Origin of the sequence: Cellulomonas olei (assembly GCF_039548315.1) — a bacterium.
Taxonomy (GTDB): domain Bacteria; phylum Actinomycetota; class Actinomycetes; order Actinomycetales; family Cellulomonadaceae; genus Cellulomonas.
This window is the reverse complement of sequence record NZ_JBCLVN010000039.1, coordinates 16,229-36,681: the sequence shown is the minus strand read 5'-3', so window position 1 is coordinate 36,681 and position 20,453 is coordinate 16,229. Positions and strand designations below refer to the sequence as shown.

Here is a 20,453-nt window from a genome sequence, read left to right as displayed (position 1 = left end):
GTGAGCAGCCCGCAGGAGCCGGCGGCCGGGGGCGTGCCCCCGGTCACCGGCGGCGCGCCCGGGTGGTTCCTGGACGACGACACGGGTCGCGGGCCGGGCGCCGGGGCGGCGGCGGGGCGGGCGCGCGCCGTCCGCACGCGGCTGCCCGCCGGCGCCGGGTCGGCCGAGCGGCACGAGTTCTGGCGGCGGGCGCTCGCCGGCTGGGACGCCGCGTTCTACGCCCTGCTGGCGATCAGCGCCGTCTCGATGCTGGCCGTCGACGGCACGCTGCCCCCGCGGCCCGGCACCGCGGCGGCCATCGGCGGGCTGGCGGTGCTGCTGGCGGCCTACCTGCTGCTCGGCCGACGGGGCGCGCTGCGGGGGGACGCCCGGCTCACGCGCGTCTACGTGGTGGTGCTCATCGCGGTCGTCGCGCTGGCGAGCGGGGTCAACCCGATCGGGTCGATCCTGCTGTTCATCGGGTTCTCGCAGGTCTGGTTCTTCTCGGGCAGCCTGCGCGAGGGCGTGCTCGCGTCCGTCGTCCTCACGGTCGCGACGAGCGCGGCGATGGCCGTCGCCGAGCGCGCGACCGGCCGGGACCTGCTGTCGCTGACCGGCCAGATGGCGATCGGGCTCATCTTCTCGCTCGCGCTCGGGCTGTGGATCACCCGGGTCGCCGAGCAGTCGGAGGAGCGGGCGGCCCTCATCGAGCAGCTCGAGGCCGCGCAGGCGGAGCTGGCCGCCAGCCACCACGCCGCGGGGGTGCTCGCCGAGCGGGAGCGCGTCGCGCAGGAGATCCACGACACGCTGGCGCAGGGCTTCACGAGCGTCGTCATGCTCGCGCAGACGGCGCAGGCGCAGCTCGAGGTCGGCCAGCAGCCGCAGGCCGCGGACCGCCTCGTGCAGATCGAGCAGGTCGCGCGGGACAACCTCGCGGAGGCGCGGGCGCTGGTGGCCGCCTTCGGGCCCGCCGCGCTGGCGGACGCCACGCTCGGCGAGGCGCTGGAGCGGCTGGCGGAGCGGTTCCGCGCCGAGACGGGCGTGCGGGTCGACGTCACGCTGGCGGACGTCGGGCCGGCCGGGCGGGACACGGAGGTCGTGCTGCTGCGCGCCGCTCAGGAGGCGCTCGCGAACGTCCGCCGGCACGCCGGGGCCCGCCGCGTGCTGCTGCGCCTCGCGGGTGGCGACGGCTCCGTGACGCTCGAGGTGCTCGACGACGGTCGCGGGCTGGCCCCGGGCACGGCGGAGGGCGTCGGGCTGCGTGGCATGCGGGACCGGGTGACCTCCGGCGGCGGCACGCTCGACGTCGCCGGCGAGCCGGGGCACGGCACGCGGGTACGGCTCGCGCTGCCGCTGGCGGCGGGGGCACCCACGGGCGGGACGCGGGCGGGGACACCGCACCACGACGGGACGGGACCGACGGACGAGGACGGGACGACGTGACGACGGTGCGGGTGCTGCTGGCCGACGACCACCCGGTGGTGCGCTCGGGACTGGCCGGGCTGCTGGCCGTGGAGCCGGACATCGAGGTGGTCGGCGAGGTCGCGGACGGCGCCGCGGCGGTGCGGGCGGCGGGCGAGCTGCGGCCCGACCTCGTGCTCATGGACCTGCGGATGCCGGTGCTGGACGGCGCGGCCGCGACCGCCCGCATCGTCGCGGAGCTGCCCGGCGTCCGGGTCCTGGTGCTGACGACGTACGAGACCGACGCCGACATCCTGCGCGCGGTCGAGGCGGGGGCGACCGGCTACCTGCTCAAGGACACCCCGCGGGAGCAGCTCGTCGCCGGGGTGCGCGCCGCCGCCCGCGGGGAGTCGGCGCTGTCGCCGTCCGTCGCGTCGCGGCTCGTGCAGCAGGTGCGCGGCGAGTCCGACCGGCTGACGGCCCGCGAGCTCGAGGTGCTGGGCCGGGTGGCGCAAGGCCTGTCGAACGCCGCCATCGGACGCGAGCTGTTCATCGCGGAGGCCACCGTGAAGACGCACCTGCTGCGCGCGTTCGGCAAGCTCGGCGTCGACGACCGCACGGCGGCGGTCACGGTCGCGATGCAGCGGGGGCTGCTGCCGGCGCCGTGAGCCGGACGCGCCGGGCGCGCCGGGGTCCGGGCGGGTCACGGCGCGGTCCGGGCGGGTCGCGGTCGTGACCGCCGCGCGCATCGGGCAGACTCGCCGGGTGCGAGACCTGGCCCTCCTGCCCAAGGCCCACCTGCACCTGCACTTCACCGGGTCCATGCGGGTCGCCACCCTCGCCGACCTCGCCGCCCACCGCGGGGTCCGGCTCCCGGCCACGCTGCTGGACGGCGAGGGGCTGCGGGTGCCCGCGGACGAGCGCGGGTGGTTCCGGTTCCAGCGCCTGTACGACGCGGCGCGCGCCTGCGTGCGCGGCGAGGACGACCTGCGGCGCATCGTGCGCGAGGCCGCCGCGGACGACGCCGCAGAGGGCTCCGGCCGCCTGGAGATCCAGGTCGACCCCACGTCGTACGCGCCCCCGGTCGGCGGCATCACCCCGGCGCTGGAGATCGTGCTGGACGAGGCCCGCCTCGCCTCGCGGGACCTCGGCCTGGAGGTCGGGGTCGTCGTCGCGGCGTCGCGGATGCGGCACCCCCTGGACGCGCGGACGCTCGCGCGGCTCGCCGCCCGGTACGCCGGGGACGGGCCGGGCGAGGTCGTCGGGTTCGGGCTGAGCAACGACGAGCGGCGCGGCGACACGTCCGAGTTCGCGCCCGCGTTCTCGATCGCGCGCCGGGCGGGCCTGGCCTCCGTGCCGCACGGCGGCGAGCTGCTCGGCCCCCCGCACGTCGAGGACGTCCTCGAGGCGCTGGCGCCGGACCGCCTGGGGCACGGCGTGCGCTCCGCCGAGGACGGCGCGCTGCTGCGCCGCATCGTCGACCGCGGCATCGCGCTGGAGGTGTGCCCCGCGTCGAACGTCTCCCTCGGCGTCTACCGCGAGCCGGCGCACGTCCCGCTGCGGGAGCTGGTGTCCGCCGGGGCGACGGTGGCGCTCGGGGCGGACGACCCGCTGCTGTTCGGGTCGCGCCTGGTCGAGCAGTACCGGACGGCGCGGGAGGTGCACGGGTTCTCCGACGCCGAGCTCGCCGACCTGGCGCGGGCGTCGGTCCGGGCCAGCCGGGCGTCGGACGGCACGAAGACCCGGCTGCTCGCGGGCGTGGACGCGTGGCTGGCGGCGGAGCCGGAGCCGGGGCCGGGGCCGGGGGCTGTTCGCGGCTGAGCCCGCCGCGCCGCCCCCTGGCTGGGCGTTCGGATCCGAACGGGCAGGCTCGCCGGGCGCGTCGGTGCGAACGGATCCGAAGGGCCTGGGTGAACGCCGGGGCGCCCTCAGAGGTCGGTGCCCACCACCACCGGCTCGGGCTCCAGCACGATGCCGAACCGCTGCGCCACGCCGTCCCGCACGGTCCGCGCCAGCGCGAGCACGTCCCCCGCGTTGGCCCCGCCGCGGTTCGTCAGCGCGAGCGTGTGCTTGGTGGACAGCGCGGCCGGGCCGGGCAGGCCGTAGCCCTTCGCGAAGCCGGACTGCTCGATGAGCCAGGCGGCGCTGGTCTTCACCAGGCCGTCGCCGGCCGGGTAGCGCGGCGCGTCCTCGGGCAGGTCGGCGGCGTCCTCGGCCGTGAGCACGGGGTTGGTGAAGAACGAGCCCGCGGACCGCGTGTCGGGGTCGGCCGGGTCGAGCACCATGCCCTTGCGCCCGCGGAGCGCGAGCACCGCCTCGCGGACGTCCGGCAGCGGCGCGCGCTCCCCGACGGCGATGCCGAGCTCGCGGGCCAGCTCGCCGTACGCGATCGGCTCGGAGAGGTCGGCGACGCGGAGCTGGAACGTCACGTCGAGCACCACGTAGCGGGGCGTCGGGTACCAGGGGGCGTCCGGGTCGGCGGCGTCGGGCAGCGCGCGCATGGAGCGCTTGAGCAGCGACGTGCGGTAGCCGAACTGCAGGTCGACCAGCGGCAGGGTGCGCACGCGGGCGCGCGAGCGGTCCCAGACGCGCACGGTCGCGACGGTCTGGGACACCTCCTGCCCGTACGCGCCGACGTTCTGCACCGGCGTCGCGCCGGTGGAGCCCGGGATGCCGGAGAGCGCCTCGATGCCCTTGAGCCGGTGCGACGCGGCGTGCGCGACGACGTCGTCCCACGGGGTGCCGGCGACGACGGACACGGTGACGCCCGCGCACGCCGAGTGGTCGGGGGTGGTCAGGTCCCGCCGGCCGTCCCGCACGACGAGCCCGTCGAACCCCGCGTCGGACACCAGCAGGTTCGAGCCGCCCCCGACCACCAGCACGGGGACACCCTCGGCGTCGGCCGTGCGCACCGCCTCGATGAGGTCGGCCTCGGAGGTGGTCTCGACGAACCGGGACACCGGCCCGCCGACGCCGAGGGTGGTGAGCTCCGAGAACGTGGCGGGCTGCAGGACGGTGGTCACGGCACGAGCGTAGGCCGGTCGGTGGGCTCCCGCCGTGCCGGGGCGGCGGCGTTCACGACGAGCAGACCGATGACGATCGGGCCGGCGACCGCGAGCAGCGCGTGCCGGTAACCCACGTGCTCGGCGAGCAGGCCGAGCAGCGGCGGCCCCGCGAGGAACGCCGTGTACCCGATGGTCGAGACCACGCTCACGCGCGCGGCGGCCCGCAGCGGGTCGTCGCTCGCGGCGCTCATGCCGACGGGGAACCCGAGCGCCGCGCCCATGCCCCACAGCACCGCGCCGAGCACCGCGAGCCACAGCATGGTGTCCGGCACCAGCCCGAACACGAGCAGGCCCACCAGCCCGAGCGCCGCGCACAGCCGCAGCACGGCCACCCGGCCGAACCGGTCGAGCAGGCCGGTGCCGAGGAACCGCATCAGCGTCATCGCGGCCACGAACACCCCGAACGACAGCGCGCCGATCTCGTCCGAGCGCCCGAACCCGTCGACCACGGCGAGGCTCAGCCAGTCGTTGCCGGCGCCCTCGGTGAGCGCCGCGGCGAGCACCACGAGCCCGATGAGCAGCGTCCGCGGCTCGAGCCAGGCCGAGAACACCGACGTCCGCCCGGCACCGTGCGCGCCCTCGCCGTCCGGCGCGGCGTCGTGCCCGGCGGGGAGGAACGAGCGCACGGCGACGACGACCGCGACCGACGACAGGGCGACCGCGACCAGCACGTGCAGGTGCACCGGGACGTCCGCGCGGGCGGCGAGCGCGGCGATCCCCGCGGCCGCGACCGTGCCGACCGAGAACCCCGCGTGGTAACGCGGCATCACGGTCCGGCCCAGGCGCTGCTCGACGACGGCCCCCTCGAGGTTCATCGCCGCGTCCCACACCCCCGTGCCGACGCCGTAGACCACCAGGCCCGCGCCGGCCAGGACGACCTCCCCGGCGGAGGCACCGACGGCCGCCGTCGCCAGGCCCGTGGCGTTGAGCAGCGCGAAAACGAGGACGGTGCGCGCCGCACCGATCCGCGTCACGACGAGGCCGGACAGCGGCAGGGCGACGAGCGACCCGAACGAGCCGACGAGCAGCAGCAGGCCCATCTGGTTCGCCGAGAGGTCCAGCCCGTCCCGCACGGCGGGCAGCCGCGCGGCCCAGGTCGAGAAGTTGAAGCCGGACAGCGCGAAGACGGTGAACACGGCGACGGAGGCCGCGTTCACGCGCCGGGCGTCGATCGGGGGGTGCTGCGCCATCGCCGTGCTACCTCGCGGGCTCGTGGGTGGGTGGTGCGGTGGGGCGGGCCGGTCGCGGCGTGCGGCGCGCCGGGACCGGCCGGTCAGGCGGGGCGGGCCGGCTCGGGCCGGTGCTCCGGGGTGGCGTCCCGTCGGACGCTACCGGAGGGGACGCAGGCTGCGGGCTCCTGCGCCGGCTCGTGCGGAGCCGCGGGGACGGGCGCGGCGGTCGCCGGGGTCAGGGCCGCCGCGGCCGGTGTGCTCGCGCCCGGCGGGTCGACCGGGGTCGCGGCGGGCGGCCCGTCCGGGCGCCGCACGGTGCGGGCGAGCAGGATCGTCGTCGCCATCGCCGCCGTGATGAGCAGCAGCGCGTGCCGCGGCCCGACGACCTCCGCCGCCAGCCCCAGCAGCGGGGGCGCCGCGAGCGAGGCGGTCGAGGAGAACGCCGAGACCACCGCGACGCGGCCGGCCGCGCGCAGCGGGTCGTCGGAGGCCGCCGCGATGCCGAGGGGGACGGTCAGCGCCGCGCCGAAGCCCCACGCCAGCACGCCGGCCACCGCGAGGGGCAGCGACGGCGCGAACCCGAACAGCAGGAGCCCGGCCAACGAGACGAGACCCGACGCGCGCAGCACGCGCACGCGACCGAACCGGTCGATGAGCCGGGTGCCGAGCAGCCGGACCGCGGTCATCGCGCCGACGAACGCGCCGAACACCGCGGCGCCGACGGCCTCGGCCTGCCCGAACCCGTCCACGACGGCCAGCGCGAGCCAGTCGTTCGCGGAGCCCTCCGAGAGCGCCGCGGACATGATGACGACGCCGATGAGCAGCGTCCGCGGCTCCCGCCACGCCCCGAGCGCCGACCCGGGCCGGGCGCTCCGCCGGACGCGGGCGGCGCGCAGGCGACCGGCGAGCCCGGCCTCACGCGGGCCGGCGCCCGCGAGCAGCGCCTCCCGGGCGGCGCGCGCGGCGGCACGGTCGGGCGGCAGGGACTCGATGACCGCGCCGGGGATCGACAGCAGGCGCCACACCGTCCCGACCACCGCCGTGGCGGTGAGCTGGACCACGATCGGCACGCCGGCCGCCGCGCAGAGCGCCCCGATCCCGGAGCCGACCACCGCGCCGATGGAGAAGGCCGCGTGGAACTGCGGGAGCACCGTGCGGCCCATGCGCCGCTCGACGGCGGCCGTCTCGACGTTCAGCGGCACGTTGCCGAGCGCGAAGGCGACGCCGGACAGGAAGATGCCGGTGGTCAGCACCGGCACCGAGCCGACGGTCGGCCCGAGCCCGATGAGCACGTAGGCCGCGGCGAACGCCGCCGTGGACACGTACAGCACCAGCCGGCCGCCGTACCGCGTGACGAGGAGGCCGGCCACCGACACGGTCACCAACGACCCGACCGACCCGGCGATGAGGATGCCGCCGAGCTCCGCCGGGCTCATCCCGAGGGCGTCCCGGACGGACGGGATCCGCGCCAGCCACCCGGAGAACATCACGCCGACGAGGCCGAACAGCCCGAGCAGCAGCACCCGTGCGCGCTGCACGTCGGGGTCGACGGGCGCGACGGGGCGGCGGGTGGCGCCCGGGCGGCGGCCCGCCGAGGACGGCGACCCCGGGCGGGGACGGCGGTTGGCGGGTCGCAGGGAGACGCGGCCGGTGCGGGCGCGCGGCTGGCTCACGGCAGCTCCTGGTCGGGGGCGGGCGGGTGCGGAACGACTCGGTCGAATCGATTCGATCCCGGGCCGCGAGCGGCGGTCGAATCGATGCGAGGGAGAGCTCAAGTCTGCGGGTACGCTGACGGCGGCGTCAACCGTGATGCCTGCCACCGCCCCCGACCCGGGAGAAGCACCGGTGTCCCAGCGACCGACCCTGGCCGACGTGGCGTCCGCCGCCGGCGTCTCGGTCTCCACCGCCTCCCTGGCGTTCTCCGGAGCCGGCCCCATCGCCGACGCGACGCGCACCCGCGTGCTCGAGGCCGCCGCCGGGCTCGGCTACTCCGGGCCGAACCCGCTCGGACGGCAGCTGCGCAGCGGGCGCTCCGGCATCGTGGGCGTGGTCGTGGGCGACACGCTCCGCCGCTCGTTCCGCGACCCCGTGTCGGTGCAGCTGCTCGACGGGCTCGTCGACACGATCGGGCCGCTCGGGCTCGGCGTGCTGCTGGTGCCCGGGCCCACCGCCCCCGACGCCCGCGCGGTCGACCCCCTGATCGAGACGGCGGCGGTGGACGTCGCCGTCATGCTGTGGGGCGGCACGCTCGACGACCCCACCCTCGAGGCCCTGCGCCGGCGCGGCATCCCGGCGGTCGTCGTCGAGGGCCAGGACCTGCCCGGCGTCGTGACCGTCGGCATCGACGACCGCGGGGGGATCGCCGACGCGACCCGGCACCTCGTCGGGCTGGGCCACCGGCGCATCGCCGCGGTGACGCTCCCGTTCGGCCCGGAGCGGCGCGCCGCCGTGGCCGACGCCGACCGCATCGCGCAGATCACGTGGACGCTGTCACGGCGGCGCCTCGACGGCATCACCGACGCCGGCGTGACGCCCGCCGTCGTCTACGAGACGCCCGCCTCGCTCGTCGAGCACGGGACCGCGGCCGCGCACGCGCTGCTGTCCGGCCCCGCCGCCACCCGGCCGACCGCCGTCGTCGCGCAGTCCGACCTGCTGGCGTCCGGCGTCGTGCTCGGCGCCCGCGAGCTCGGGCTGCGCGTCCCCGAGGACGTGTCCGTGGCCGGGTTCGACGGGCTCGACCTGCCGTGGCTCGCGCCCGACGTCCTCACCACGGTGGTGCAGCCGATCGCCGAGAAGGGCGCCGCGGTCGGCCGTGCCATCGAGGCGCTGCTCGCCGGACGGACCCCGGCCGACGCCGTGCTGCCCGTCGAGCTGCGGGTGGGCACGACGACGGGGCCGGCCCCGCGGGACTGACGCGGGTCAGCCCAGGCGGACGAGCACCTGCGCCTTGGCGAGCACGCGCGTGCCGCCGGTCGAGACGGTCAGGTCGACGCGCGCGGTGCGGGAGTCCGCGTCCACGGCGCCGACGGTCGCGACCACCTCGACGGTCGCCGCACCGGGGTCCGGGACGGGCACGGGCCGGCTGAACCGCGTCTGGTAGTCGACGACGGCGCCCGGGTCGCCGAGCCAGTCGGAGACGACGCCGACGGCGGCGCCCATCGTCCACATGCCGTGCGCGATGACGCCCGGCAGGCCCACCTCGGTCGCGAAGCGCTCGTTCCAGTGGATCGGGTTGAAGTCCCCGGACGCACCGGCGTACCGGACCAGGCGGGAGCGGTCGACGGCGATCTCGCGCCGGCCGACCTCCTGGCCGACCGTCAGCTCCTCGAGCACGGGCAGGGCCATCAGGCGTCCTCCCCCCGCACGGCGAGCGTCGAGGTCACGGTCGCCACCGGCTCGCCGTCGGCGGCGCTGATCACGGCGCGGGTCGTCACCATCGACAGCCCGGCACGCTCCGTGACGGAGTCCACGTGCAGCACCGTCACCAGCCGGTCGCCGGCGTGGATCGGGCGGTGGTGGATGAAGCGCTCGTCCGCGTGCACCACCCGGGTGAAGTCGATGCCCGCACCCGGGTCGGCGATGAGCTGGGCCTCGGCGCGCTGCGCGACCACGACGGCGAACGTCGGCGGCGCGATCACGTCGGGGTACCCGAGTGCTCGCGCCGCGTCGACGTCGGTGTGGGCGGGGTGCGTGGCCCCGACCGCCTCCGCGAACTCGCGGAGCTTCTCGCGGCCGACCTCGTACGCCTCGTTCGGCGGGTACTCGCGTCCCGCGTACTCAGGGTTGACGGCCACGACGGTGCGCTGAGGTCAGCGGGTCTCGCGGTGCAGCGTGTGCCGGCCGTCGCGCGGGCAGAACTTCTTCATCTCGAGCCGGTCGGGGTCGTTCCGACGGTTCTTCTTCGTGATGTAGTTCCGCTCCTTGCACTCCGTGCAGGCGAGCGTGATCTTCGGACGGACGTCCGCGCTCTTGCTGGCCATGGTCTTGCCACCTCTCGCGCCCGGGGCGCTTGCGATCTCGTCGTCACGCGCCGGCCGACGCGCGGTTCTCCACACTGGTAGCGGGGGCGGGGTTCGAACCCGCGACCTCACGATTATGAGTCGTGCGCTCTCACCAACTGAGCTACCCCGCCTCGGATGCACCCGGCCAGGACGAGCGTCCTGACCTGCGGCACACCGCAGAGCCCCGAACGGGATTCGAACCCGTGACCTCTTCCTTACCAAGGAAGTGCTCTACCACTGAGCTATCGGGGCAGCGCGGGCTAGGTTACACGGTGGCCGGGGCCGGAGCGAAATCTCTCCGACCGCACCCGGCTGACCCGCACGATCACCGGGCGCCCCACGCCGCCGCCCGGCACCGTCGCACCCGCGGCACGCGACAGGGCGCCCTCCGTGAGGAGGACGCCCTGTCGTCCATCGCGTGGCGGGTGAGGGATTCGAACCCCCGTAGGCGATGCCAGCTGATTTACAGTCAGCCCCCTTTGGCCACTCGGGTAACCCGCCGGGGATGCGCGCACGGCGACTGCGTCCCCGTGGTGCGGATGGAAGGATAGCAACGGATCGGCCCCGGACCGCAATCGGCCCCCGGGGAGCACACCCGCAGCACCCGCACCGCACAGCAGGAGGAAGTCATGGCGAGCGAGTCGTCGTTCGACGTCGTCAGCAAGGTGGACCGGCAGGAGGTCGACAACGCGCTGAACCAGGCGGTCAAGGAGATCGCCCAGCGGTACGACTTCAAGGGCGTCGGCGCCTCGATCGCCTGGAGCGGCGAGAAGATCCTCATGGTCGCCAACTCCGAGGAGCGGGTGCGCGCCGTGCTGGACGTGTTCCAGACCAAGCTCATCAAGCGCGGCATCTCGCTGAAGTCGCTCGACACCGGCGACGGCGACCCGAAGCCGTCCGGCAAGGAGTACCGGCTCGAGGCGTCGGTCAAGGAGGGCCTGTCCTCCGAGATCGCGAAGAAGGTGACCAAGCTCATCCGCGACGAGGGCCCGAAGGGCGTCAAGACGCAGATCCAGGGCGACGAGGTCCGCGTCTCCGCCAAGAGCCGCGACGACCTGCAGTCCGTGATCGCCCTGCTCAAGGGCGCGGACGACATCGACGCGGCGCTGCAGTTCATCAACTACCGCTGACGCGGGGCGCGCCGACGACGCGACGACGCCTGCTGTAGACTCGTCTACACACCCCCGGATGCTTCGGCTACCGGTTAGAGGACCCCGGCGCCACTGGTGCCGGGGTCCTCGGACGTTCTGGACCAGGTGCCCGGCCGCCGGATCGAGCCGACCTCGTCACGGAGCACGTCCGGCAGCTGCGACGCCTCCAGCAGCGGCCGGGTCACGAACCCGACGAACCCGGGCCCGGCGTGCATGAGCTCCTTGGACCCGCGGGCGGTCTCCATCGGCAGCACCAGCCCCGTCACCCCGCCTGCGTCGTCGCGCACGATCCGCAGAGTCCCCGCCTGGTCCGAGTCGTTCGTGAGCAGCACGTAGAGATCGGCGCGGCCCAGGTGGGCGTCCGAGATCACCCGCCCTGCCAGGTTGACGTCGGACCCCTTCTCCTCGATCTTCCGGACCCTGACCCGCGCGGGCTCGCCCGTGCCCGGGTCGAGGACGAGCGGGTGCCGGACCATCTCGCGCGGGTCCACCCGGAACTTGCCGAGGTGGACCTGGACCCGCGGGGCCTGGGTGGCGATCGCACGCAGGTAGACCTGCTGCCGCTGGGGCTTCTGCCGGTCGAGCGAGGTACCCGGCCTGATCAGCGCGGTGAAGTAGTGGACGGCCACGACGTCCGCGTACGGCATCAGGTTCTGCGCGAGCGCGAGCAGGTCGACCCACTTCAGCTCGGGGTACCGCTCCAGGCAGCGCCGGTAGAGGTTGAACCCGTCCACGTAGAGGATCGCTGTCGGTCGCGCCATCCTCACGACCCTAGGGGGACGCCACGGGCCCGGGGCTCGAGTTCGCAGGCGGGCGGTCAGTACCGCGTGACCGGGCCCCCGGTGCCGGCCATGCGCTCGAGCCGCGCGATGCGGTCGGCCATCGGCGGGTGGGTCGCGAACATCCGCCCGATCCCCGCGCCCTTGAACGGGTTGGCGATCATCAGGTGCGACACGTCCACGAGCTCACGGTCCTGGGGCAGGGGCCGCGCCTGCGTGCCGGCCTCGAGCTTGCGCAGCGCCGACGCCAGCGCGAGCGGGTCACCGGTGAGCGCCGCGCCGTCCTCGTCCGCGTCGTACTCGCGCGTGCGGCTGATCGCGAGCTGGATCATCGTCGCCGCCAGCGGTGCGAGGAACACCATGAGCAGCGCCGCGATGGGGTTGCCCCCGCGGTCGCGGTCGTTGCCACCGCCGAAGAACAGCGCGAACTGCGCCACCGACGTGATGACGCCCGCGACCGCGGCGGCGATCGAGGACGTGAGGATGTCGCGGTTGTAGACGTGCATGAGCTCGTGCCCGAGGACGCCGCGCAGCTCCCGCTCGTCGAGGATCTGCAGGATCCCGTCCGTGCAGCAGACCGCGGCGTTGCGGGGGTTACGGCCGGTGGCGAACGCGTTCGGCGCGGCGGTCGGCGACACGTACAGCCGCGGCATCGGCTGCCGCGCGGCGGTGGAGAGCTCGCGCACGATCCGGTACATCGCGGGCTGCTCGATCTCCGACACCGGGCGCGCGCGCATCGCACGGATCGCGATCTTGTCGGAGTTCCAGTACGAGTAGGCCGTCATCGCGACCCCGAACAGCGCGAACAGGAAGATGTACCGGCCGTTCGCGACGAACGTGCCGATGCCGAGCAGCACCGCCCAGAGCACGCCGAACAGCAGCGCCGTCTTCAGGCCGTTGTAGTGCCGGTGACCCATGTCCGTCCTCTCGGTGCTCCGCGCGGTCCCGTCGACTCGTCCCGCGTGGAGGACAACGCCGCGGCGGGCGCGCTGGTTCCCCTACCCTGACCCCGCACGTCGTCGAACCCCGCCCCGGACCCCTTGGAGAGCACCGTGCGCACCGTCCGCCTGATCGCCCTGGCCGCTGCGAGCGCCCTGGCGCTCGCCGCGTGCGCCCCCGCCGACGACGAGCCCGCCGCGTCCGGCTCGCCCGCCGCCGACGGCTCGCTGGAGACCCTGACCGACGGGGTCCTCACCATCGGCACGTCCGACCCCGGCTACGAGCCGTGGGTCGTCGACAACGACCCGTCCAACGGCGAGGGCTTCGAGTCCGCCGTGGCGTACGCCGTGGCCGAGGAGCTCGGCTTCGACGCCGACCACGTCACGTGGGTCCCGGTGACGTTCGACCAGATCATCGCCCCGGGCGCCAAGTCCTTCGACTTCGCGATCAACCAGGTGTCGATCAGCCCGGAGCGCGCCGAGAACCTCGACTTCTCGTCCTCGTACTACGACACCGCGCAGGCGGTCGTGACGGTCGAGGGCAGCCCCGTCGCCGACGCGACGTCCCTGGCGGACCTCCAGGACGCGAAGATCGGCGCGATGGTCGGCACCACCAGCCTCACGGTGGCGCAGGAGTCGATCGACCCGGCCACCGACGTCCAGGTGTTCAACGACAACGACCAGGTCAAGCAGGCGCTGCAGTCCGGCCTGGTCGACGCGATCGTCGTGGACCTGCCCACCGCGCTGTACATCACGGCGGCGGAGCTCGACGGCGGGGTCCTGGTCGGGCAGCTGCCCGCGGGCGACGACCCGGACCAGTTCGGCCTCGTGCTCGACAAGGGCTCGGCGCTCACCGGCCCCGTCACGGAGGCCGTCGACGCGCTGCGCGAGGACGGCACGCTCGCCGACCTCGAGGCCGAGTGGCTGACCGACGCGGCCGGCGCTCCCGTCCTGAAGTGACCCCGACGACGCCGCCGGACGGCGCCCTCCCCGTGTGGGTGCCGTCCGAGCGGCAGCGCGGGAGGGACGCCTACCGGCGCACGCAGGCCCGCCGCTCGACGCTCGTGGCCCTCGTGAGCACGGTCGTCGTGGCGGGGCTCGCGGTGCTCGGGCTCGTGTCGTCGCCGGGGTGGCCGCGCGTGCGGCAGTCGTTCCTCGACCCCGACGTCGCGTGGGCGTCGCTGCCGAAGATCGCCGAGGGGCTGTGGATCAACGTGCGCGTCATGGCGGTGTGCGCGGTGCTCATCGTCGTGGTCGCCATGCTGCTGGCCCTCGCGCGGACCCTGCGCGGGCCGGCGTTCTTCCCGCTGCGGGCGCTCGCCACCGGGTACGTCGACGTGTTCCGCGGCCTGCCGCTCATCCTCGTGCTGCTGCTCGTCGGGTTCGGGCTGCCCGGGCTGCGCCTCCAGGGCATCCCGACGTCCGCCGTGGTGCTGGGTGGCCTCGCGCTCGTGCTGACGTACTCGGCGTACGTCGCCGAGGTGTTCCGCGCCGGGATCGAGTCGGTGCACCCGTCGCAGATCGCCTCCGCGCGGTCCCTCGGCCTGACCCGCGGGCAGACCCTCCGGCACGTCGTGCTGCCGCAGGCGTGGCGCCGGGTGGTCCCGCCGCTGCTGAACGACCTGGTGGCGCTGTCCAAGGACTCCGGCCTCATCTCGATCCTCGGGGCCGTCGACGCCGTGCGCGCCGCGCAGATCCAGACCGCCACCTACGCCAACTTCACGCCCTACGTCGTCGCGGGGGTGCTGTTCGTGCTGCTCACCATCCCCCTGACGCGGTTCACCGACGCGCTCGCCCGGCGCAGCGGCTGGCTCGGGTCGCAGGCGGGGCTCGCCGGGGCGGGGGCGATGCGGTGAACGCCGGCGATGCGGTGAACGCCGGCGATGCGGTGACCGGGATCGACCCCGGGGCCCGGGCTGCGGGCGCGCCGCTGCTGCGCGTCGACGGGGTGCGCAAGGCGTTCGGCGACCACGTCGTCCTGGACGACCTGTCCCTCGACGTCGCGGAGCACCGGGTGGTCGTGCTGATCGGCGCCTCCGGGTCGGGGAAGTCGACGCTGCTGCGCTGCATCAACCTGCTCGAGGAGGTCGACGACGGCGTCATCGAGGTCGCCGGCCAGGAGGTCACCGACCCGCGCGTCGACGCGAACGCGGTCCGCTCCCGGATCGGCATGGTGTTCCAGGCGTACAACCTGTTCCCGCACCTGCGGGTGCTCGACAACGTGGCGCTCGCCCCGCGGCTCGTCCACGGCGTGCCGCGCGCGGAGGCGCGGGAGCGGGCCGGCGCGATCCTGGAGCGGGTCGGGCTCGGCGCGAAGGCGCGGGCGTTCCCCGACGAGCTCTCCGGCGGTCAGCAGCAGCGCGTCGCCATCGCCCGGGCGCTCGTGACGCAGCCGGCCCTCATGCTGCTCGACGAGGTGACGAGCGCCCTCGACCCGGAGCTGGTCGGCGAGGTGCTGGACCTCCTGGGCGAGCTCAAGGACGAGGGCACGACGATGGTCGTCGCCACGCACGAAATGGCGTTCGCCCGGCACGTCGCCGACGAGGTGTGCTTCCTGCACGCCGGCCGCGTGCACGAGCGGGGGCCGGCCGAGCAGGTGCTCGTCGACCCCCGCGAGGCGCGCACGCGCGAGTTCCTCCGCCGCTTCACGGCCTGACCCGGCCTCCCGTGCCCGTCAGGCCTCGCCGGCCGCCTGGGCCAGGGCGATGCGGACCATGTCCTCGCGCGGCACGACCTTGACGCGCTCCCGGCCGTGCGGCTCGCCGAGCGAGCGCTCGTACGCGTCGAGCAGCTCCCACCCGGCCCAGTGGATCGGCCGGGCGCCCCGCGCGGTCAGCAGGTCGAGCACGGCCTGCGGGTCGGGCTCCGCGGCGGACAGGAACGGGTTGCCCGGGTCGGTCACGTCGCCGGCGTCCTCGACCAGGTGACGGATCGTCTCGCTCGCGTCGGACTTGGTGTGCCCGATGAGGCCGACCGGCCCGCGCTTGATCCAGCCGGTGGTGTAGACGCCCGGGACGGGCTCGCCGTCGACGTCGACGACCCGGCCCTCGCGGTTCGCGATGACGCCGGCGGCCTCGTCGAACGGCACGTCCACGAGCGGGGAGCCGAAGTACCCGACCGCCCGGTACACCGCCTCGACCGGCCAGTCGTGCGTCTGCCCGCTCCCGGCGACGGTGCCGTCGCCGGCCAGCGCCGTGCGCTCCGTCCGCAGGCCGACCACGTGGCCGTCCTCACCGAGCACCTCGACGGGCCTGTGCAGGAAGTGCAGGTGGATGCGGCGGCTCGCGGTGAGCTCCTCCGGCTCCTTGAGCGTCCAGTCCGTCAGCGTCTTGACGACCTGCTTCGTCTGGTTCGACGAGTGGATCGCCGCCATCGAGCCCTCGTCGAAGTCGAAGTCCTCCGGGTACACGACCACGTCGACGTCGGGCACGTGCCCGAGCTCGCGCAGCTCCAGCGGGGAGAACTTCGCCTGCGCCGGGCCGCGCCGGGCGAACACGTGCACGTCCGTGACCGGGCTGGCCTTCAGGCCGTCGTAGACGTTCTGCGGGACCTCGGTCGGCAGCAGGTCGTCGGCGTGCTTCGCGAGCATGCGGGCGACGTCCAGCGCCACGTTGCCCGCACCGAGCACCGCGACGTGCCGCGCGGTCAGCGGCCACGTGCGCGGGACGTCCGGGTGGCCGTCGTACCAGGACACGAAGTCCGCGGCACCGTACGAACCCTCGAGGTCGATGCCCGGGATCGGCAGGTCCGCGTCCTTGATCGCGCCCGTCGCGAAGATCACCGCGTCGTAGTGGCGGCGCAGGTCGTCGAGCTTGAGGTCCGCGCCGTAGTCCACGTTGCAGATCAGCCGGATGTCACCACGCTCCAGCACCTTGTGCAGCGCGACGATGATCTGCTTGATGCGCGGGTGGTCCGGCGCGACGCCGTACCGGACCAGACCGAACGGCGCGGGCAGCCGCTCGATCAGGTCGATGGACACGTCCAGGCCGGAGCGGGACAGGATGTCCGACGCGTAGATCCCGGCGGGTCCGGCGCCGACGACGGCCACACGGACAGGGCGGTTCGAGCTCACGCAGGTCCTTCCTCCGAGGTCCCGGCGCGGCGCGGCCCGGCGGCGTCGGGAGGACGTCCCGGCCGGAGCCCGGCGCGGTGCGCACAGGATGACGGTGCCAGTGTAGGACGGCCTAACCTCTGCCGGACGTGCGCGAGTTCCTGCCGTTCTGCCCGGCCCGGCCCTGCGGGTGCCGGCGCTGTCCCCGGACAGCGTTAGCGTCTGCTCGTGACCACCCCGTCCCCGGCGGCCGGTGCCGCCCCGAGCACGACCGCGGCGGCCTCCGGCTCCGTCCCTCCCCCGACGTCGGCCCCCGCGGCGCTCGACCCCCGCGGGCTCGCCGCCGGCGCCGGCGCCTACCTGCTGTGGGGCGTCCTGCCGCTGTACTTCGAGCTCCTCAAGCCGTCGGCCGCGACCGAGATCGTCGCCCACCGCGTGCTGTGGTCGCTCGTGTTCTGCGCGGTGGTGCTCTCGGTCACGCGGACCTGGCGCGCCCTGGGCGTCGTGCTGCGCTCCGGACGGACGCTCGCGCTGATCGCCGCCGCGGCCGTGCTGCTCGCGGTCAATTGGCTGACGTTCGTGTTCTCCGCCCTCAGCGGGCACGTCGTCGACGCGGCGCTCGGGTACTTCATCAACCCCCTGGTCACCGTCCTGCTGGCGGTCCTCGTGCTGCGCGAGCGGCTGCGGCGCCTCCAGTGGGTCGCCCTCGGGTTCGGGGTCGCGGCCGTCGTCGTCATCACGCTCGGCCTCGGCCGGCTGCCGTGGGTCGCGCTCACGCTGGCCGGGTCGTTCGGGCTGTACGGGCTGCTGAAGAACCGCGTCGGGCGCAGCGTGGCGGCGGCGCCCGGCCTCGCGGCCGAGACGCTCGTGCTCGCGCCCGCGTCCGCCGTCTACCTCGTGTGGCTCCAGGGCACCGGCGACGCGACGTTCAGCGCCGACGGCACCTGGCACGCCCTCGCCCTGGCCGGGACGGGCATCGCGACGGCCCTGCCCCTGCTGCTGTTCGGCGAGGCCGCCCGGCGCCTCCCGCTCAGCGTCGTCGGCAGCCTGCAGTACCTCGCGCCGGTGCTGCAGCTCGTCATCGGCGTGCTCGTCCTGCACGAGACCATGCCGCCCGCCCGGTGGTGGGGCTTCGGGCTGGTGTGGGTCGCGCTCGTGCTGCTCACGGTCGACGGGGTGCGGGCACGGCGGGCGACGGTGCTGCGGCTCGCGGAGGTCGCGGGGCGCTGACCCGGGGCGGGGTGCTGACCCGGGGCGCGGCCCGCGCGAGGGGTCAGCGGCGCCGGCGGCGACCGACGACGCGGCCCGCGAGGGCGGCCAGCAGCACGAGCGCGGTGCCGGCGATCCCCCACCAGGTCGCCCCCCGGCGTGCGGCGGCCAGCGGGTCGGTGCGCGGCGACAGGTCGACCGTGCGCGGCTCGGGCGCCGCGGCGGCGTCGGCGCCGTGCACGGGGCTCGGCGGCCCGACCGCGGTCCCGTCGTCGACGAAGCCCAGCGCCTCGGCGGGCCGGACGACGCCCCAGCCGACCAGGTCGTCCCGCTCACCGGGCTGCGCGCGGGCGGCGGTGACCTCGAGGCGGTACGCCCACTGCTCGGGGGTCTCGTCCGGGTACCGCTCCGCGATCAGCGCCGCCGCCGCGCTGACGTACGCCGTCGCGAAGCTGGTGGAGACGTTCTCGCCCGACAGCAGGCAGTCGCCGGCCGCGTGGTACGTCGTCAGCACGTTCGTCCCCGGAGCCGCGACGTCCACGTGCTCCCCGTGGATCGCGTCCGCGGACGGCGCGTCGTCCACGTCGACCGCGGTCACGGCGAGCGCGCCGTCGTACGCCGCCGGGTACCGCGGCCCGTCCGTCTCGTCGCTGCTGGTCGTGCGGTTGCCGGCACTCGCGACGACGAGCGCGCCGGCGGCCGTGGCCCGGGCGACGGCCTCGCGGAGCGCCGGGGTGTCCGTGGGCGTGCTCATCGAGACGTTGACGACCTGCGCCCCGGCGGCGACGGCGGCCTCGATGCCGGCCGCGATCCGCCCGGCGTCCGGGGCCACGCCCTCCTCCCGCGCCCGGTCGTCGTCGGCGTAGTACACCCGCACCGGCAGGATCTCGGCGTCCGGCGCCAGCCCGACCACGCCGGAGTCGTCCACGGGCCGGGCGGCGATCTGGCCGGCGACGGCGGTCCCGTGCCCCGCGGTGTCCGTGCGCCCGCCCGGGTCGCCGCTGACCCCGACCAGGTCCACGCCGGGCAGCACCGCGTCCGCGAGGTGCTCGTTGCGGGCGTCGACGCCGGAGTCGACGACGGCGACGAGGACGCCCCGGCCCGTGGCGGTGTCCCAGGCGCGCTCGGCGGACAGCCGCGCGAGCGCCTGCGGCTGCTCCGTGCTGTACGCGACGCGGTCGGGGGTGCACTGCTGGTCGGTCGCGGCGGGCGCGGGCACGGCCGGCGCGGGCACGGCCGGCGCGGGCGCGGCGGACGCCGGCTGCGCGGCGGGCGCGAGCAGCAGCGCCGCCCCGAGCAGCCCGGCGGCCGCCCGGCGACGCCCGGCGGGCACGCCGCTCACGAGTCCCCGGCGCCGCCCGACGCGGCGGTCGCGCCCGACACCTCCGTGGCGGCGGCCTCGACCGTCAGCGACGGACCCGTCGGCAGCAGCGCCGCCCACGCCGGCGGCACGGTCGTCACGTCCTCGGGCCCGTACCCGAGCCGGGCCAGCACCTCGTCGCTCGCGTCCGGCACGGGGTAGGCCCGCCCGGAGCCGTCGACGAGGCTGACGGTCGCCGTCCCGCCCTCGGTGGTCTGCGCCCGCACGAGCGCACCGGAGCCCGGGGCGACGCGCACGCCCGGCTCGACGTCGCCGTCGCGCAGCACGAGGTCCACCCCGCCGTCCTCGCCCGGGCGGAGCACCGAGCAGGGCGCCTGCCCCGCCGCCGGGAGCGTCGGCACGGTCGCGGGCAGGTCCGCGGGGGCGACCGGGGTCGTGGACGTCCGGACCTCCCCGATGTCCGAGGCGCTCACCCGCAGCGGCTCAGCGGCCAGGTCGCCCGCGCCCAGCAGGTACAGCGGGTAGGCGAGGTCGCTCAGCGGGGCGAGCTCACCACGGGCGTCGACGACGTAGCGGCGGTCGCCCTCCCCGGTCCCGGTGACCTCGACGAGCGTCCCGACACGGGTGTCCACGGGCAGCCCGCCCTCCGGCAGCGCCGGGTCGCCCGCCCCCTCGACGGTCAGCGGCGCCAGGTCGGAGCCCAGCGGGAAGAGCGTGAGCCAGTCGGCGCCCGCCTCGACCGGGGTGGCCGTGTCGAGGCCGAGCGCGCGCAGCACGGCGGCCTCGTCGGACTCCGGGACGGCGTGGCGTACGCCGCCGGCCACGAGGTGGAGCTTCCCGGCGACCTCCACCAGCACCCCCGCGTCGGGGTCGACGTCCGGGGCCGGCGCCTCCGGGTCGAGGTCGAGGGTCGTGCTGCCGTCCGGGGCCACGCACGACGCCCACCCGGCGGCGGTGAGCCGGCTCGGGAGAGGGAGCTCGTCGGGCGCGCCCGGGATGCCGAAGGTGGCCCCGCGCGGCGCGTCGGTGATGTCGTCCTCGCTGACGTCGACCACGTGGAACGCGCCGGAGTCGAGCACCAGCCGCGCGCTCGTCACGTTGAGCACGGGGTGCAGGGTGCCCTGGATCCCGACGTACCGGCTCCCGTCGCCCTCGACGATGACGAGCGACTGGTCGTCCCACCCGTCCGGCAGGGACGGGCTGAGCAGGCCGAACCCGAGGCTGCCCAGCACCAGCAGCACGGTCAGCGACACCCCGGCGACGACGCCGCGCAGCGGCTTGGTGGGCTCGAGCTCCCGGCCGCCGGGCGCACCGCTCGTGAACGCCGTCAGCAGCCGGCGGCGGCTGTAGGTCTGCGCCTCGACGAGGTCGCGCTTGGAGGCCACG

General features: G+C 75.6%; 20 protein-coding genes and 3 tRNA genes. 9 read left to right on the top strand and 14 right to left on the bottom strand.

Going from position 1 to position 20,453, the window contains the following annotated elements:
- From AAHH18_RS12515 to AAHH18_RS12505, 3 genes are all read left to right on the top strand, one after another.
- Window positions 1–1,422 (top strand): sensor histidine kinase, encoded by a 1,422-nt coding sequence (locus AAHH18_RS12515; RefSeq protein ID WP_343301854.1) that lies wholly within the window; start codon window positions 1–3, stop codon window positions 1,420–1,422.
- Window positions 1,419–2,048, top strand: coding sequence for a response regulator (locus tag AAHH18_RS12510; protein WP_283321616.1), 630 nt, complete (start codon window positions 1,419–1,421; stop codon window positions 2,046–2,048). Before AAHH18_RS12515 ends, AAHH18_RS12510 begins: the two co-directional genes overlap by 4 nt.
- Before the next feature lie 97 nt (window positions 2,049–2,145).
- Window positions 2,146–3,201: an adenosine deaminase gene (locus AAHH18_RS12505; RefSeq protein WP_343301853.1), complete on the top strand. Its 1,056-nt coding sequence runs from the start codon at window positions 2,146–2,148 to the stop codon at window positions 3,199–3,201.
- A 107-nt stretch (window positions 3,202–3,308) separates the two neighbouring features.
- Here the strand turns inward: AAHH18_RS12505 and AAHH18_RS12500 are convergent, their stop codons facing one another.
- The 3 genes from AAHH18_RS12500 to AAHH18_RS12490 all read right to left on the bottom strand — a co-directional run bounded on the left by AAHH18_RS12500 (window position 3,309) and on the right by AAHH18_RS12490 (window position 7,290).
- A complete protein-coding gene (locus AAHH18_RS12500; RefSeq protein ID WP_343301852.1) occupies window positions 3,309–4,403 on the bottom strand; it encodes a UDP-N-acetylmuramate dehydrogenase in 1,095 nt (364 codons plus the stop codon).
- Entirely contained in the window at window positions 4,400–5,635 is a 1,236-nt protein-coding gene (locus AAHH18_RS12495) for an MFS transporter (RefSeq protein WP_283321619.1), read from the bottom strand. Before AAHH18_RS12495 ends, AAHH18_RS12500 begins: the two co-directional genes overlap by 4 nt.
- 83 nt (window positions 5,636–5,718) lie before the next feature.
- On the bottom strand, window positions 5,719–7,290 hold the full coding sequence (locus AAHH18_RS12490; RefSeq protein WP_343301851.1) for an MFS transporter: 1,572 nt from the start codon (window positions 7,288–7,290) through the stop codon (window positions 5,719–5,721).
- Window positions 7,291–7,426: 136 nt separating this feature from the next.
- On the opposite strand from AAHH18_RS12490, the gene AAHH18_RS12485 reads away from it, so the two are divergent.
- On the top strand, window positions 7,427–8,530 hold the full coding sequence (locus tag AAHH18_RS12485; protein WP_283321621.1) for a LacI family DNA-binding transcriptional regulator: 1,104 nt from the start codon (window positions 7,427–7,429) through the stop codon (window positions 8,528–8,530).
- Between the two features lie 6 nt (window positions 8,531–8,536).
- Here the strand turns inward: AAHH18_RS12485 and AAHH18_RS12480 are convergent, their stop codons facing one another.
- The 6 genes from AAHH18_RS12480 to AAHH18_RS12455 all read right to left on the bottom strand — a co-directional run bounded on the left by AAHH18_RS12480 (window position 8,537) and on the right by AAHH18_RS12455 (window position 10,119).
- The gene (locus tag AAHH18_RS12480) at window positions 8,537–8,962 is read right to left on the bottom strand and encodes a MaoC family dehydratase (protein WP_283321622.1); all 426 of its coding nucleotides are present in this window, start codon (window positions 8,960–8,962) and stop codon (window positions 8,537–8,539) included.
- Window positions 8,962–9,411, bottom strand: coding sequence for a MaoC family dehydratase N-terminal domain-containing protein (locus AAHH18_RS12475; protein WP_283321623.1), 450 nt, complete (start codon window positions 9,409–9,411; stop codon window positions 8,962–8,964). Before AAHH18_RS12475 ends, AAHH18_RS12480 begins: the two co-directional genes overlap by 1 nt.
- Window positions 9,412–9,426: 15 nt before the next feature.
- Entirely contained in the window at window positions 9,427–9,597 is a 171-nt protein-coding gene (rpmG, locus tag AAHH18_RS12470) for a 50S ribosomal protein L33 (RefSeq protein WP_146839572.1), read from the bottom strand.
- A gap of 75 nt (window positions 9,598–9,672) precedes the next feature.
- Window positions 9,673–9,749: transfer RNA gene (locus AAHH18_RS12465), tRNA-Met, on the bottom strand.
- A gap of 49 nt (window positions 9,750–9,798) precedes the next feature.
- Window positions 9,799–9,870 (bottom strand) — tRNA-Thr (locus AAHH18_RS12460).
- 167 nt (window positions 9,871–10,037) lie between these two features.
- Window positions 10,038–10,119 (bottom strand) — tRNA-Tyr (locus AAHH18_RS12455).
- Window positions 10,120–10,247: 128 nt separating this feature from the next.
- Here AAHH18_RS12455 and AAHH18_RS12450 point away from each other — a divergent pair.
- On the top strand, window positions 10,248–10,748 hold the full coding sequence (locus AAHH18_RS12450; RefSeq protein ID WP_222171233.1) for a YajQ family cyclic di-GMP-binding protein: 501 nt from the start codon (window positions 10,248–10,250) through the stop codon (window positions 10,746–10,748).
- A 74-nt stretch (window positions 10,749–10,822) separates the two neighbouring features.
- Here the strand turns inward: AAHH18_RS12450 and AAHH18_RS12445 are convergent, their stop codons facing one another.
- Window positions 10,823–11,530, bottom strand: a complete 708-nt coding sequence (locus AAHH18_RS12445; protein WP_343301850.1) for an NYN domain-containing protein — start codon at window positions 11,528–11,530, stop codon at window positions 10,823–10,825.
- A gap of 56 nt (window positions 11,531–11,586) precedes the next feature.
- The gene (htpX, locus tag AAHH18_RS12440) at window positions 11,587–12,465 is read right to left on the bottom strand and encodes a zinc metalloprotease HtpX (RefSeq protein WP_343301849.1); all 879 of its coding nucleotides are present in this window, start codon (window positions 12,463–12,465) and stop codon (window positions 11,587–11,589) included.
- Between the two features lie 135 nt (window positions 12,466–12,600).
- Here htpX and AAHH18_RS12435 point away from each other — a divergent pair, with 135 nt between their 5' ends.
- From AAHH18_RS12435 to AAHH18_RS12425, 3 genes are read left to right on the top strand one after another with little or no spacing between them, the layout of a single operon-like run.
- Window positions 12,601–13,446 (top strand): ABC transporter substrate-binding protein, encoded by an 846-nt coding sequence (locus AAHH18_RS12435; protein WP_343301848.1) that lies wholly within the window; start codon window positions 12,601–12,603, stop codon window positions 13,444–13,446.
- A complete protein-coding gene (locus AAHH18_RS12430) occupies window positions 13,443–14,342 on the top strand; it encodes an amino acid ABC transporter permease (protein WP_343301847.1) in 900 nt (299 codons plus the stop codon). Before AAHH18_RS12435 ends, AAHH18_RS12430 begins: the two co-directional genes overlap by 4 nt.
- Window positions 14,343–14,374: 32 nt before the next feature.
- Window positions 14,375–15,142: an amino acid ABC transporter ATP-binding protein gene (locus AAHH18_RS12425; RefSeq protein WP_343301846.1), complete on the top strand. Its 768-nt coding sequence runs from the start codon at window positions 14,375–14,377 to the stop codon at window positions 15,140–15,142.
- Window positions 15,143–15,160: 18 nt separating this feature from the next.
- Here AAHH18_RS12425 and AAHH18_RS12420 read toward each other — a convergent pair whose 3' ends face one another.
- Window positions 15,161–16,558, bottom strand: a complete 1,398-nt coding sequence (locus AAHH18_RS12420) for an FAD-dependent oxidoreductase (RefSeq protein WP_343301845.1) — start codon at window positions 16,556–16,558, stop codon at window positions 15,161–15,163.
- 207 nt (window positions 16,559–16,765) lie between these two features.
- On the opposite strand from AAHH18_RS12420, the gene rarD reads away from it, so the two are divergent.
- Complete coding sequence (rarD, locus tag AAHH18_RS12415) at window positions 16,766–17,767, top strand: EamA family transporter RarD (RefSeq protein WP_343301844.1); 1,002 nt, start codon at window positions 16,766–16,768, stop codon at window positions 17,765–17,767.
- Between the two features lie 43 nt (window positions 17,768–17,810).
- Here rarD and AAHH18_RS12410 read toward each other — a convergent pair whose 3' ends face one another.
- Together AAHH18_RS12410 and eccB are read right to left on the bottom strand one after the other, a co-directional pair.
- Window positions 17,811–19,088, bottom strand: a complete 1,278-nt coding sequence (locus tag AAHH18_RS12410) for a S8 family serine peptidase (protein WP_343301843.1) — start codon at window positions 19,086–19,088, stop codon at window positions 17,811–17,813.
- On the bottom strand, window positions 19,085–20,452 hold the full coding sequence (gene eccB / locus AAHH18_RS12405) for a type VII secretion protein EccB (protein ID WP_343301842.1): 1,368 nt from the start codon (window positions 20,450–20,452) through the stop codon (window positions 19,085–19,087). The genes AAHH18_RS12410 and eccB overlap by 4 nt, the downstream gene beginning before the upstream one ends.
- Window position 20,453: the final 1 nt, after the last annotated feature.